Below are 17002 nucleotides of genomic sequence, written 5' to 3'. Positions count from 1 at the left end.
TTAGATAACTGATTTTGTTCAGGTAAGATTAATTCTCAAGCAACATAAATAGCATTTACTCGCGTTATAAACGGTCGCTTTTTATTAGCAATAAAAGCCACTCATCCCCCATTTTTTCGCCTTGCAAATTCCGCTTCTGTTTAAGTCAAACTAATTCACAAGCTCTTACCTTTATAAGCATTCCACAATAACAAAGTTAAAATTAAAACTAGGAATGAATTAAATGAGCCCCACTACATCAACAGCAAAGCCAACATTGAGACACAGACTCTCAAATGGTTTTGTGATATTTACTGCTATTTGGTCTTCGGCTGTTATGCCTGTTATGCCAAGCTACGCAAAAATGTTAAGCCCTGATGAATTGCCAACACTAGGTGGTGATTCACTCCCTCTTGATGACAATAAAACCGAACAGCTTATTGCTGAGTATAGCCAAAGTGCCGCTCGTTTTATTTCGGATAAGAAAAAAGCTGCAGACCTCGCTGAGCTAGCACAGGATTACACGCGTAATAAAGTTACCAACGCAGCAACAAATGAAATCAACCATTGGTTATCCCAAACGGGGAACGCCAAATTTAGTGTTGACGTAGATAAAAAATTAAAAATTAAAAATACCCAGTTAGATTGGTTAATCCCTTGGTATGACCAACCTGATTTATTACTGTTTACCCAACATAACGTTCATCGTACTGATGGCCGCTTACAAACCAATAATGGTGTTGGCGTCCGTCACTTTACCCCGGATAGTATGGTAGGCACGAATGCCTTTTTTGACCATGACTTATCTCGTTATCACTCTCGTGTCGGTTTTGGGGTTGAATACGCACAAGATTTCTTAAAATTGAGTGCCAATACTTACCTGCGTACCTCGTCATGGCGGGGGGCGTCTGAATTAAAAAATGACTACAATGCTCGCCCAGCTAACGGTTGGGATTTGCAAGCTGAGGGCTTTTTACCATCATATCCGCACCTTGGTGGAAACCTGAAGTTTGAGCAATATTTTGGGGATGATGTTGCTTTATTTGGCAAAGATAAGCGCCAAAAAAACCCACTGGCAACCACAATTGGTATGAGTTGGACCCCTTTCTCACTGGTAACCTTAAGCGCAGAACAGAAAATAAGTGGAGGATTGAGTGAAACCAATGCCAAAATGGAATTCACTTGGACATTGGGTAAAAGCTTAGCTGAACACCTTGACCCGACTAAAGTCGTTGAGTCGCGCCGTCTATTAGGTAGCCGATATGATTTCGTTAACCGTAATAATAATATCGTATTGGAATATCAAAAGAAAACCTTGATATCGCTTTCTCTTCCTGACATGGTCCAAGGAAAAACAGGGGATATACTCCCTATCATCAATTCCCTTAGTACCAAGTACCCTTTAAAAGACATCACAGTCCAAGCCCCGGAGTTTTTAGCTGCTGGCGGAGAGATCTTACTTGATGGTGCAAAAACAAAAGTTAAATTGCCCACCTACAAAGTGGCAATGACCAAAGAAGAAAGCAAGAAAAATAACCGCTATCGATTCACAATAACCGCATCTGACCACAATGGAAATCACTCTCCACAAGGAACGACATGGGTTGAAGTTACCGACTACGGCGTATTATCAATTAACCCAAACGAGGTCATCAAACAAGGTAACGCGATAGCTAATGGCCAAGATATCAATACATTAACCATAATTGCCCGGGATGCTTTAGGAAATATCGCACCGGACTCCGTCGTGACCTTCACCTTGCCTGCTGAGCTCAAACTGGCTACGCCAAAAGCCACCTCGTCACAAATGGCTTTTTCTAATCTATTTAAAAAAATGCAGGCGGCAAAATCAACCACCCAAAGCAAATATCGCGTTATCACCAATATGAAAGGAGAAGCATCGATTCAATTTACCTCTCTCGTCACAGGTAAGCACCGAATTCAAGCGACTGCAAACGGCGGCGTACCGGTTGAAGCGGCTTTTTCCTTTATTGCAGATACCCGCCAAGCGCATATTAATCATTTTAATATCCTCAGTGATAATGCGGTTGCAGATGGAAAATCTACAAATAAAATTCAATTCCATATCACTGATAACCATGCACACCCAATTCAGGGTGCCATGCTGCAACTTGATGCTGAAAATGCCAATGCCACACAGCTAAGCCCAACCGATGAGCAGGGTAACACTGATGTTGAAGTGGACAGCAAAATAGCGGGAACAACTAAACTGTCCGCAACACTCAATGAACAACGCGTTGAAGTAAAAGTGAATTTTGTATTTGGTCAGCTAGCCAATGTCTCCATTTTAGACCTTGAGAAAACAGCCGCGGGTACAGATAGTATCATCATGATTTCTTTAACTGACCAATATAACAACCCAATTTCTGGGGCTGATGGTAGCGTAATAGCCAACATCGATGGTCAACCAACCCCCATTACAATAAGTGAAACTTTTGCAGGTAGTGGCGTTTATATCGGCACATTACCGGGACAACAAAGCGGTACACCAAACGTAACGGTGACTATTGGTACACACACATCTTCCCCAGAAGTTCTAATCGTTGAGTCTCCGAAGCCAATTACTCCTCTCACGCCAGATGGGACAGGAAAAAAAGGGGAAAAAGGTGTTGTTGATAATATAACTATAACGCCTAGTTCTCCCTACTCTTTGCAATCTGGGGATACGCTTGATGTTACCGTCACCATTAAAGATGCCTTTGGTAACGGCTTAACAGATTTAAACAGCAATAATATCAATATTGGCAAATACCAAGGCGATACATTGAAATGGATTGATAACGGTGATGGTTCATACACCACCTCTTTACCATTAACCGAAGTCGGTACCAATGATTTAACTGTTTCTGTTAATGGAACAATGAGCCCAGCCACTAAAGTCGAAGTGGGCAACGCCACAGGCACTAAAAATGTCGATAACGTGAAAGTCACCAACATCAGTAAACCCGCAGCAGGTGAAAATGGTACCGTGACTTTCCAGTTAAGTGATAAACACAACAACCCCATAGTCGGCGAAAAAGAAATTACCGTTAATATTGATGGTCAGCCACACACTTTGCCAGTAACAGAAACCTCCCCAGGTACTTATGAAGCTATTATTCAGGGGCAAATTGCAGGCAACCATTATATTTCAGTGGTCGTTAACGGGAAAGAGTCCCCCAAAGAATTGCTAATTGTTGATAAGCCACAACCTATCAAGCCTAAAGACCCGAGTGGTATAGGGCAAAAAGGTGAGCAAGGCGTCGTCGATAATATCGCCATCACCACAGGTGATACCAGCCATCTACAATCTGGCGATAAGCTCGAAATCACCGTAACCATCACAGATGCCTTTAACAATGGTTTGTCAGGGCTAGACACTAATAATATCAACATTGGTAAACACAAAGGCGATACGTTGAAATGGGTCGATAACCAAGATGGCTCATACTCTACCAATATTGAATTAACAGAAATTGGCAATAATGACCTCACTGTTTCTATTAATGGCTCTACCAGCCCACAGAAACAAACCCAAGTTAGCCATGCCAAAGGAAAAGACAAAGTTAGCAAAATCGTCATTACCAATCCCCCTCCCCCAGCAGCGGGCGCGCAAAGCACACTGACTGTCAAATTAACCGACAAAAATGGTAACCCTGTGGTTGGTGAACAGGAAATGGTGATTAAAATTGATGGCAAACCCTACACTTTACCTGCAAAAGAAGGAAAACCGGGTATTTATGAGGTCACATTGCCAACGCTACAAGCAGGCAAACATGATATTCATGTTAGTTTGAATGGCACCACATCAATTAAAGAAAAGTTGCTGGTTGAGCAGCCAAAATCAATTTCCCCGAACAACCCAAACGGAACGGGCCAACTAGGCGAGAAAGGTGTTATTGACAAAGTGGCTATCACGGTTGATCACACTCACCGTTTTGAATCCGGTAATCCTCTTGATGTCACCGTAACGGTGTCAGATGCCTTTGGTAACGGTTTAGCTGGTTTAAATACCGATAATATCGATGTCGGTAAACACAAAGGGAATACCTTAAAATGGGGAGACAATGGCGATGGCTCTTATACCACTACCTTGACCTTAACCGAGGTTGGCAGCAATGATTTAACCGCCTCAGTCAATGGTACCCGCAGCCCACTCACAGAAGTACAGGTTAATAACGCCACAGGGGCGTCCCATGTCGACCAGGTGAAAATCACCAAAACAGAAAAACCAGCGGCAGGCTCAAATAGTATTGTGACTATCGAGTTAACCGATAAACATGGCAACCTAGTGGCCGGTGAAAAAGAAATAACTATCAATATTGATGGTCAAGCCCATAAACTGCCAGCGAGAGAAAGGAAACCGGGTATTTATGAAGTCACGCTACCAGCACTGCAAGCGGGTAATCATAGCATTAGCGCGAATGTGAATAGTAAGGTCTCAACTGAAAATACAATCGTGGTCGCGAAACCAACACCAATAAAATCGAATAATACCGGAAAACTTGGGGAAAAAGGTGTTGTCAACAACATTGCCATGACAATGGGCGATACCAGCAACTTACAATCTGGCGATCAGCTTGGGATCACAGTGACTATCACTGATGCCTTTCATAACGGTTTAACCGAGATCAATACCCATACTATCAACCTTGACGGGTTTAACGGCAAACCAGTCTGGAAGGATGAAGGCGATGGTTCTTACACCACCACCATCACATTAACAGAGATTGGCTCAAAAGATTTAACCGCCTCAATTAACGGTCAAAAAACCCCTGCGACGGCCATTCAAGTCAGCAACGCTTCGGGTAAAAATAACGTCAGTAAAGTTGAAATTACCAAAATAGAAAAAGCAGATGCAGGTTCTAATAGCACACTGACTGTTAAATTAACCGATAAAAATGGTAACCCTGTGGTTGGTGAACAGGAAATAATTATTGAAATTGATGGCAAAAAACACACACTACCCATCAAAGAAATCGCCCCTCAAACCTATGAGGTTATTCTTCCAGGGCAACACGAAGGTAAGCATAGTATTATCGCGGAAGTGAATAATAAGCTGTCAGGCGTAAAAACACTGGTAGTTGAGAAATCAAAACCCATTAAATCAATAAACCCAACTGGCAGTGGTCTGCAAGGGGCAAAAGGTGTTATCGATAAAATTACCATGACCACCGGTAGTGTAGCCAATCTGCAATCAGGCGACGCACTCCGTGTGATGGTAACGCTAACCGATATCTTTGGTAATACATTAACAGGGATCGACACCAGTAATATTATTCTTGATGGCTATAATGCTGGAACACTACAATGGATTGATAACGCTAACGGAACTTACTCAACCACCTTGCCATTAACTCAAATAGGAGACTATAAATTAACCGCTTCAATTAGTGGTCATAAAACACCTCACACACCAATTAACGTCGCTAATACGACAAATAGTGCCAAAGTGAGCAATATCATCTTTGACGCTATCCCCTCTAGTGCAACAGGTGACAATAGAGTTATTACACTAAAAGTGACTGATGCTAATCAGCATCCTGTGACCCAAATAGCAAATGAAATACAAGTCACCATTGAAGGGAAGACAAACACTTTACAATTAGCAGAATCAACAACAAACAAAGGCACCTACATGGCTGTTTTGCCGGCGCAAATGCCTGGCACTTACATAATTAATGCCAAAGTTAACACGAAAACCGAGACAAGGATCTGGGTGGTAGGAGCAGCAAACACTATTACCGCCTCCCCGCAGGGCCAATTAAATGAACGCGGCACCCTCAACACCATTGAGTTTCAAATATCACCCCATAATGGTCTAAAAGTTGGCGACACCCTAACCCTAACCGCGACCATGAAAGATGCGTTTGGTAATACCTTAACAGGTGTTGATACAAAATTAATTAACTTACTTAAAAGCAAGAATAAAAATGCGCCATGGCAAGATAATCAAGATGGTTCTTACCGTTCAAGCCTACAGTTAATTCAGTTTGGAAAAGCGTCATTAAAGGTTGAGGCCAATGGCATCCAAAGTAATGAAGTGGCTATTGATGTGGCCTATAGCGAGCAAGTCAGCCATATCACCGCATTAAGTTTAGAGCCTATTTCCAATAGCGAAGCAGGTAATCAACCCACTATTACGGTGAAAGCTATTGATAATCAAGGTCATGCAATTACAAATATTGCAAATGCCATCACTGTAGCGGTAAACGGTCAAAAAGTGGCTGTCACCTTGACTGAATCTACACAAAATAAAGGCTCTTACATTGGCACCTTGCCAGCAATGACGGCAGGGAAATACACTGTCGAAATCAAAGCTGGTAACCAAACACAATCAAAAGAGTGGACTGTCAATGGCGCAACCACTATTACAGCCAATCCCAAAGGCCATACTGGTGACCGTGGTGTCGTTAACAATATAACACTCAATACGTCGTCAATTACCGCACTCAAATCTGGTGACTCTCTAAAGCTAACGGTCACCGCAAAAGATGCATTTAACAACCCCCTTAAAGGGATTGACCTGAACAGCATTACGCTAACGCACAACCAAAAAACCAACGTGACGTGGAAAGACAACCAAGATGGCACTTATACCACTGATTTATTGCTAACCCAACTCGCTAGCGACACAGTAAAAGTGAGCATCAATGGGCATGCCCAAAACGTCAATATTGTGGTGAATAATGCGATAGAAAGCACAAAAATCACCCATGTTGTACTTGAGCCTATCTATGCAAGTGAAGCAGGTGAAACTCAAACTATTACAGTAAAAGTTACTGATAATAATAAGCACCCGGTTACTGCAATTGCTAACCATATCACTGTTAAGATCAACAAACAGTCTCGATCAATACCTTTTACTGAATCCTCAACCCACAAAGGCATTTACACCGCCGCATTACCTGTAGAAAAAACAGGAGATTATACTATTGAGGTGAGTGCTAACCGTCACACATCAACAAAAACGTGGCAAGTAAAACAGCCTACGACCATTAAAGCGACAGCAAAAAATGGGAGTGGCGCAGAAAATCAACGTGGTGTAGTTAAAACTGTTAAATTAACCTCTTCGTCGCCCAACGGTCTCAAATCAGGGCATTCGTTACAATTAACCGTAATACTAAAAGATGCCTTTGGTAACACCCTTGAAGGTGTTGATAGCTCAGCTATTCAATTGCGGAACAAGCAAGCAAGCACTGTCAGTTGGTCAGACAACCGCAATGGAAGCTATACCATTATTTTACCGTTAACCGCTATTGGTGAAGATCAATTAATGGTTACCGTAAATAAGAAAGACAGTTCACCGCTGAAAATTAACGTCGATAATGCGACGGGTGCAACTCAAATTCATAAGGTCGAAATTAACAAGCTACCTAGCCCAGCAGCAGGTAAAAACAGCACCATCACGATTGTATTAACTGATGCAAACTCCCTGCCTGTCACAGGAGTGAACGGTAGTGCAATCCTTTCTATTGATGGTGTAGAAACGTTAATTAATATCACTGAAAAAACCAAAAACACGGGGATCTACACCTCATCGCTTTCAGGTCAAAAATCCGGCGATCATAAAATAAAGGTTACGGTTGGTGGTATTCATTCAACAGAATCAACCTTACACGTCAGCGCACCAAACGCCATCACCAACAATAAGCATGGCGCAGAGGGTGAACATGGCGTGGTAAAAACCGCTGAGCTCACAATCGCACCGGCTCAAGGCTTTAAATCAGGGGATAATGTAACACTGACACTGACGTTAAAAGATGCGTTTGATAACACACTGGTAGGGGTTGATACCTCAGCAATTAAGCTTACCCATAACCAACGACTGACTCCAGTTTGGACAGATAGAAAAAATGGCACCTATACCGCGGCATTAAAGCTGACAAAATTAGGTCAAGACCAGCTCTTTATCGCCGTGAATAACGAACAAAGCCAGAGCGTTTCCATTTATGTCTCCGCGCAAGCAGACAACAAGGCTATCCAACAAATCAACATTACTGATGTTACCCAAGTTGCAGCAGGAGCAAACAGCGCCTTTGTGGTTGCATTAATCGATGATCAGGGTAACCCTGTCAATGGCATCGATGACGTAACGGTGAAAATCGATAAGCACCCACCAATCTCTGTTTCAGTCACTCAACAAACGGATGGCAGTTACACAGGAACATTACCGGGGCAACTCAGTGGTGCTCATGAGGTGGTTATTTCTACCAATGGGCTAACATCCAAGCCAAAAACGCTAAACGTGGCACAAGCCGATACCGTTACCGCAACGGCAGATGGCAGTGGCATAAAAGACAAGCAAGGTGTTGTTAGCAGCGTGGTACTAAGTGCATCAAAAACAGCGTTAACATCTGGCGCGAATGTGCAACTGACCGTCAGCTTAAAAGATACCTTCCACAATCCACTCAAAGGAGTTAGCAGTAAACATATTGCGCTACAACATAGCCAAACGGGCAGTGTGGCATGGGTAGATCACAATAACGGCAACTACACAGCAACATTGCCGTTAAATAAACTGGGGCCTGATACACTGAAAGCCACAGTAAACTCAATAGCAAGCCAAGCTATCACTGTTCACGTACAAAATACCAACCAAGTGACGCAAATTAGCACACTGGAGCTTAGCCCTATTACCCCAACAGCTACAGGTCACTCGCCAACACTGACAGTGAAAGCCGTTAATATCAATAACCATGGCATCACGGGTATTGCTGATAACCTTAAAGTTTCACTTGATAGTGCGTCACAGCACCTAACTTTCACTGAAGATAGCCAACAACTAGGGACTTATACCGCCACCTTACCGCCTAAAAAAGCCGGTAGCTATACAGTTGAAGTTCGTGCGAATACACACACAGTAACACAAACCTGGGTGGTAAACGCTGCAACGGTCACCAAAGCAGCCCATCACGATGGTTCTGGGGTTCAGGGTCAGATAGGTGTGGTTAATACCGCTGAACTGGCCATAAAAACCACCGCCAACCTCAAATCAATGGATACGATAAAACTAACGCTGACGTTAAAAGATGCGTTTGATAACACACTGGTAGGGGTTGATACCTCAGCAATTAAGCTTACCCATAACCAACGACTGGCTCCAGTTTGGACTGATAGCAAAAATGGCACCTACACTGCGGACTTAATGTTAACAGCATTGGGTGAAGACCTCTTAGTCGCTAAGGTTAACAGCACGCAAAGTGATCCGGTTAAGATTGACGTGAAAAAAACACAAGGAGATAAACACATCAACAAGGTTGTTATCACCCATATAACCCCTTCTGTAGGCGCAGGGGCAGAAAGTACCTTAACGTTTACCTTAGCCGATGTTCAAGGGAACCCAGTTGATGGCATCCAGCAGGTTGAGGTCGCAATCGATCAGCTTAAACCGAAAAAAATTAACGTCAATCAACAAGCGGATGGCAGCTACACAGGAACATTAGCGGGGCAACTCAGTGGTGCTCATGAGGTGGTTATTTCTACCAATGGGCTAAAATCCAAGCCAAAAACGCTAAACGTGGCACAAGCCGATACCGTTACCGCAACGACAGATGGCAGTGGCATAAAAGACAAGCAAGGTGTTGTTAGCAGCGTGGTACTAAGTGCACCAAACACAACGTTAACATCTGGCGCGAATGTGCAACTGACCGTCAGCTTAAAAGATACCTTCCACAACCCACTCAAAGGAGTTAGCAGTAAACATATTGCGCTACAACATAGCCAAATGGGCAGTGTGGCATGGGTAGATCACAATAACGGCAACTACACAGCAACATTGCCGTTAAATAAACTGGGGCCTGATACACTGAAAGCCACAGTAAACTCAATAGCAAGCCAAGCTATCACTGTTGACGTACAAAATACCAACCAAGTGACGCAAATTAGCACACTGGAGCTTAGCCCTATTGCCCCAACAGCAGCAGGTAACTCGCCAACACTGACGGTGAAAGCCCTTGATATCAATCAACATGGTGTCACGCAAATTGCTGATGACTTTAAGGTCACGCTCAATGGTGCACTGATAGACGCCATTTTCACTGAATCCTTAACTTCAAAAGGGGCTTACACCGTGACCTTGCCACCGCAAAAAGTCGGTAAATATACGGTTAAAGTGACTGCCTATAAACAAACCGCACAGCAAACGTGGGAAGTTAATGTGGCTTCTGTCATCACGGCAACCAACACCTCGGGAACGGGTACGCAGGGTGCACGCGGCGTGGTCAAAACCGCCGAGCTCACAGCGGTATCAACTCAAAACCTGAAATCAGGGGATAGTGTAAGACTGACGCTGACCTTAAAAGATGCGTTTGATAACCCTCTAAGTGGTATTGATGTTAAAAACATCAAATTAACCCACAACCAAACCGGTAATGGGCTTTGGGTTGATAACAAAGATGGGACCTACATTGCGGACTTAATGTTAACGGCATTGGGTGAAGACCTCTTAGTCGCTAAGGTTAACAGTTCGCAAAGTGATCCGGTTAAGATTGACGTGAAAAAAACACAAGGAGATAAACACATCAACAAGGTTGTTATCACCCATATAACCCCTTCTGTAGGCGCAGGGGCAGAAAGTACCTTAACGTTTACCTTAGCCGATGTTCAAGGGAACCCGGTTGACGGCATCCAACAGGTTGAGGTCGCAATCGATCAGCTTAAACCGAAAAAAATTAACGTCAATCAACAAGCGGATGGCAGCTACACAGGAACATTAGCGGGGCAACTCAGTGGTGCTCATGAGGTGGTTATTTCTGCCAATGGGCTAAAATCCAACCAAAAAACGCTAAACGTAGCGCAAGCCGATACCGTTACCGCAATGGCAGATGGCAGTGGCATAAAAGACAAGCAAGGTGTTGTTAGCAGCGTGGTACTAAGTGCACCAAAAACAATGTTAACATCTGGCGCGAATGTGCAACTGACCGTCAGCTTAAAAGATACCTTCCACAACCCACTCAAAGGAGTTAGCAGTAAACATATTGCGCTACAACATAACCAAACGGGCAGTGTGGCATGGGTAGATCACAATAACGGCAACTACACAGCAACATTGCCGTTAAATAAACTGGGGGCTGATACACTGAAAGCCACGGTAAACTCAATAGCAAGCCAAGCTGTCACTGTTGACGTACAAAATGCCAACCAAGTGGCGCAAATTAGCACACTGGAGCTTAGCCCTATTGCCCCAACAGCAGCAGGTCACTCGCCAACCCTAATGGTGAAAGCCCTTGATATCAATCAACATGGTGTCACGCAAATTGCTGATGACTTTAAGGTCACGCTCAATGGTGCACTGATAGACGCCATTTTCACTGAATCCTTAACTTCAAAAGGGGCTTACACCGCCACCTTACCGCCTAAAAAAGCCGGTAGCTATACAGTTGAAGTTCGTGCGAATACACACACAGCAACACAAACCTGGGTGGTAAACGCTGCAACGGTCACCAAAGCAACCCATCACGATGGCTCTGGGGTTCAGGGTCAGATAGGTGTGGTTAATACCGCTGAACTGGCCATAAAAACCGCTGCCAACCTCAAATCAATGGATACGATAAAACTAACGCTGACCTTGAAAGATGCGTTTGATAACCCTCTAAGTGGTATTGACGTTAAAAATATTGAATTAACCCACAACCAAACTAGTAATGTGCTTTGGGTTGATAACAAAGATGGGACCTACACTGCGGACTTAATGTTAACGGCATTGGGTGAAGACCACTTAGTCGCTAAGGTTAACAGTTCGCAAAGTGATCCGGTTAAGATTGCTGTCGGGCATGCTGAAGGGGATAGCAAGGTTTCCCAGATTAAAATTCTGTCGTCCATGCCTGTACCTATGTTAGCGGGCGTAGGCGGTACACTGGCGCTTTCCATAACAGACAAAAACGGTCACCCAGTCGCCAATATTAATCAAGTGTCATTTGGCATCATAAATGGTTCCTCATATGCGCACAACGTCTCTCAATTGGCTAATGGTAACTATATTTTTACATTACCAACCCTACAGGCAGGGGGATACACCTTTAGGATTAGCATTTACAAAGTATCCGACACTATAAGCCTCACAGTGGAAAAACCAAAAGTTATTCTCGCAGATAAACCTGATGGCTCGGGGGCGACAGACTCACGCGGCGTGGTGAAGAACGTACAATTTGACCCTATACAGATAACTCATCAGCAAGCCGGTAATAAACTAAAACTCACAGTCACCTTAACTGACCATTTTGATCATAAGCTAATCGGTGTTAGTCGCGGCATTATGACCAAGACAAAACAAGCCAGCTCTGTAAAATGGCAGGATAACGCAGATGGCAGCTATTCCACGGAGTTGTTGTTGAGTAAAGTAGGGACAGATACGTTACAAGTAACCGTCAATAACATTTCCCAATCACAAACCATTCAAGTTAATGCCCCAGAAGGTAAATCTGCCGTTCACAGTGTGGAGTTAAAGGAGACTGGCAAGACGTTTATGGTCGGCGATTCCGTCGAATTACAATTAACATTGACAGATAGCCATGGTAACGGTGTTGAAAAGGTACAGGCTAGCGATATTCGATTAGAGCATAATAATACGCTTATCTCTGCACTCTCTTGGCAAGAACTAGGCACAGGGGTTTACACCACCACACTCCCGTTACATAAACAAGGGAGAAACACTTTTGTAAGTCGAGTTAACAACCAAGCAAGCACACCACTTGCCGTTAGCGTCAACGCACTAACCGGCCCAACACAGGTAAAAACCGTTCAGCTTAACGCCAGCACTAACCAACTGACAGTGGGAAGTAAAACAGAACTGACTCTGACATTATTAGACCAATGGAATAATGGTGTTGGCGGGATCACCGCTAAAGATATCACCATTAATGATACGCATATTAAGAAAAACCTAACGGGTTTAATCTGGACGCCACAAGGAAATGGTATCTATACTGCACCAACAACGGTTTCTACCGTAGGGGTCCACTCGCTGAAAGCAACCGTTAATCTAATAGAAAGTCATAATGTATTGGTTGATGCGCAGCCGTCAACCAACCAAAGTCATATAAATAAAGTTAAACTAACAACAAACTTAAGCACCATTACCGCAGGCAGTAAAGTCACGTTATCGCTAAAAATAACTGATATAAATGACAATCCAGTTATTAAACTCGATAATCATAAGATCACGCTGACTGAAAGTAACAACACCATACCCACTGTCTGGGATGAAGATCTCCATGGCTTAGGTATCTACTCCACCAGCATCAAGCTCACTAAGGTTAAAACACATAAGCTAAAGGCTGAAATTGGCCAGTTTACAGATATAACAAATGTCATGGTCAATTCACCATCGGGTAAAGATGCGGTGACGGCAATCGCCATTTCACCGATAGCCAGAAGTGAAGCAGGGGAAGCATCATCGTTCTTAATTCACTTAACTGACCAATATCGAAACCCTGTTAACAATGTCCTGAGTAGTGATATCACCGTGAAAATTAATGGGCAAAAACAGAACATTATATTTACGGAAAAAAATATATTGAACGGGTATACAGCTCACCTTCCTGCCGCTAAAGCTAACAGTTATCAGATAATGGTGGAAGTTAACGGGCTATCAAAAACTGCCGAATGGGTCGTTAATCCCCCTATAGCGGTCCCAATCACTTCTTATGATAAAGATGGGTTAAGGCGCTCATTAGAGACGATTTTTATTACTCACAACGCTCAAAGCACCACAATAAATTCAGGTGATAAAGTCACTCTAACTGTTGCGCTAAGAGATAAGTTCGATAACAAACTCACTGGTGCAAAAAACGCATTGAATTTACTGACTAATCTACAACCAACTACCGCATGGATAGAAGTCAGCGATGGGCTATATACTCAAGAAGTCATTATGAACAAGCTACACAAGCAATCAATTCAAGTGGTGGCAAATAAAATGCTCAGCGATAAGCTTGAGCTAACCATTTCACCTGCCGAAGGGGTAAGTCATGTCCATAAAACCCGACTTGAAACCAAAGAAGGCACCATTGAAGCAGGTAAAGAAGTCACCTTAACATTAACCCTAACCGATAGCGTTGATAATGGGGTTATCAAGGTCGATACTAACGATATTCAATTCACCAACAACCAAAAAGCCGTCAAGACGACATGGGCTAACATACAAGATGGCGTGTATACCACCAAACAACGGTTAGAAACCATGGGTAATTACCAGTTCAAAGCGGTTGTAAACAACCAACCAAGTCGTATACAGACCGTGGAAGCCACCTATCCAAGCGGAAAGGATGTGGTAAAAACAGCGGACATATCAGCAAATACCAGCATGGTTAGTGCAGGTGAAAATGTTGAGTTAACCTTAACACTGAAAGACCAATACCAAAACTTGGTGACTGGCGTCAATGGCTTGGATATTACTTTAGTCGATAACCATAGCAAACAAAAAATTGATAGCAGTAGCATTGCTTGGAACATGGAATCAGCGGGGGTTTATAAAGCCAAAGTTCCACTGACATTAGTCGGTAAGCATACGTTAACAGCCACCGTGAATACGGTATCCGCTCCAACCAACGAAATTACGGTGAACTCCCTAACAGGTGCTGCGAATGTGAAATCTGCAACACTTTCAACATCAGCAAAATCAATCATGCCGGGTACTAATGTAGCACTATCCTTAACCCTAAAAGATAAATATGACAACCCGGTCACCAAGGTCGACACAAAGGATATTTCCTTAACTGATGCGTTCGCGACCTTGCCTACAGCAAGCGTAACGTGGAGTAGCTCGCAAGATGGCGTTTATACGACTAACGTCCAGTTAAATAAGGTAGGAAGCCACACATTAACGACCTCAGTTAAGAATGTGCTGTCTAATGATACCGTGAAAGTTGAATCATTCAGTGGCACTCGCCATGTGAATAATGCAACATTGGCTCTGGACAATTCAACAATAACCGTTGGCAATTCAGTCACATTAACCCTATCACTTATCGATATGTATGGTAACAACGTTAGTCAGGTGCCGGACGGTGACATCACCATAACTTATGGTAATACGACACTCAGTCCAAACTGGTCATCTTCTACGAATGGAACCTATACTGCATCGCTGCCATTTAACAACGTCGGCACTGGGTCATTGCAGGCAAGGGTGAATAAATACTATAGCCTTGCTCAAACCCTGACAGTCGCTCATCCAAGTGGCCAAGATAAAGTAGCAAAAGCTAACTTAACGGTAAAAACAACGTCACTCAAGGCTGGGCAAGACGTTGAATTAACCTTAGTGTTAAAAGATAAGCACGATAACTTTGTGATTGGCGTCAATGGCTCGGATATTGCTTTAATAGATAGCCATAAACAAAAAATTGATAGTAGCCGTATTGCATGGGGCATGGCATCAGATGGCGTTTATAAAGCCAAGGTTCCACTGACATTAGTCGGTAAGCATACGTTAACCGCCACCGTGAATACGGTATCCGCTCCAACCAACGAAATTACGGTGAACTCCCTAACAGGTGCTGCGAATGTGAAATCTGCGACACTTTCAACATCAGCAAAATCAATCATGCCGGGTACTAATGTAGCACTATCCTTAATCCTAAAAGATAAATATGACAACCCGGTCACCAAGGTCGACACAAAGGATATTTCCTTAACTGATGCGTTCGCGACCTTGCCTACAGCAAGCGTAACGTGGAGTAGCTCGCAAGATGGCGTTTATACGACTGATGTCCAATTAAATAAGCTAGGAAACCACTCGTTAATAGCAGAAGTTAATAATGTACCATCTAGCCATACAGTAGCAGTTAAGCCATTAAGTGGCCCTAGCCATGTCAAAACAGTCAAGTCAACTGTACCCAAGAAGGTTAAAATGGGTGAAAATACATCAATAACAGTAACCTTAGCTGATATGTATGGGAATGGCGTTATTGGCGTCCAAATGGCCGATGTCACTATTTCAGATACGCAAAATAATACCTCCCCTTCATCTTGGACAGATAATAAGGATGGTAGCTACACAGCAAACATTGTATTTAATACCCTAGTGACAAAGAAAATTAAAGTCAGTGTCAATTCACTCTCACACACCCAAGATGTAGAGGTAGCCGTTGGTGTCCCGGTATTTAGAACTGGTCGCAGTGAGTTCTCCGTTGTTAACCGCGATATTGATAAACGTGGTCACTCTATAGCCACTATCCAATTAGTGCTAAAAGATGCTGCTGGTAGCCTGATTACCGACCAATTCCCTACAATTAAGGTAAAAGGTGCGGCTTTGTATAATGATAACATGAAGGAACTCTCTAATTCCAAAGGGACTTATATCATTGATATATCCAGTGACAAACAAGGCACAGCGATTGTTGAAATAGATAAAGACTCCATCGGTGCAACAAACAGACCACCGACATTCACCTTTACCGCTTATGGAAAAGTACAGCTGGAGACTCATATTAACCCACATACTTTTGAATTCAACAGTGGTTTCCCTAAATTCGGATTCAAAGATGCAACCTTTACCATTAAGGTACCTGTTGGAAGGCCATCGGATTATAACTGGCAGGTATCTAAAAATTGGCTCACAGTCAATAACAATGGCGTAGTCACTTTCAACAAAAAACCAAGTTCTTCTTGGACGGCAGAAATCACAGCTCGTGCAAAATCAGGTGTTGGCCATGATGGGGTTGTCAAATATAGTATTACCCCCCACATTTGGTTGGATCTCCGCTCATCTAAAGAGAGTACGCCTGAAGAGCACTGTAAAATCAACGGAGGAACTCTTTCCACTGTTACTGATTTTGCTTCAAACTTCGCAAGACAAACAGGTTCAATCATCCCTGAATGGGGGAACCTACAAAGATATCAATCCAGCATCTTCGCAATTCCGTATATCGTAGTTAAGCATGACCAAAGTTCTACCCATGATCGTACTTTGCTATCTATTGTAGAGGGTGGCCTACTACCTTTTGACAGCAACTCCGGTGTAAGATTTTGGGACAATACCGCTGTCTGCGCCTTTAAACCTTAACTCACCCTCCCCCCGCCT

The 17002-nt window shown here is 43.2% G+C and carries 1 protein-coding gene; it reads left to right on the top strand.

From position 1 onward, the window contains the following. The first annotated feature begins 223 nt into the window (after positions 1-223). Positions 224-16984 (top strand): Ig-like domain-containing protein, encoded by a 16761-nt coding sequence (locus ACPEH5_RS15935; RefSeq protein WP_423727059.1) that lies wholly within the window; start codon positions 224-226, stop codon positions 16982-16984. The last annotated feature ends 18 nt before the right edge of the window (positions 16985-17002 follow it).

It is taken from the genome of Providencia sp. NPDC089933 (assembly GCF_049545585.1).
GTDB lineage: Bacteria > Pseudomonadota > Gammaproteobacteria > Enterobacterales > Enterobacteriaceae > Providencia > Providencia huashanensis.
This window is presented reverse-complemented; position numbering and strand designations above follow the sequence as displayed.

Coding starts and splice junctions, on each gene's coding strand:
- ACPEH5_RS15935 (WP_423727059.1), top strand. CDS start 224: ATGAGCCCCACTACATCAACAGCAAAGCCAACATTGAGACACAGACTC.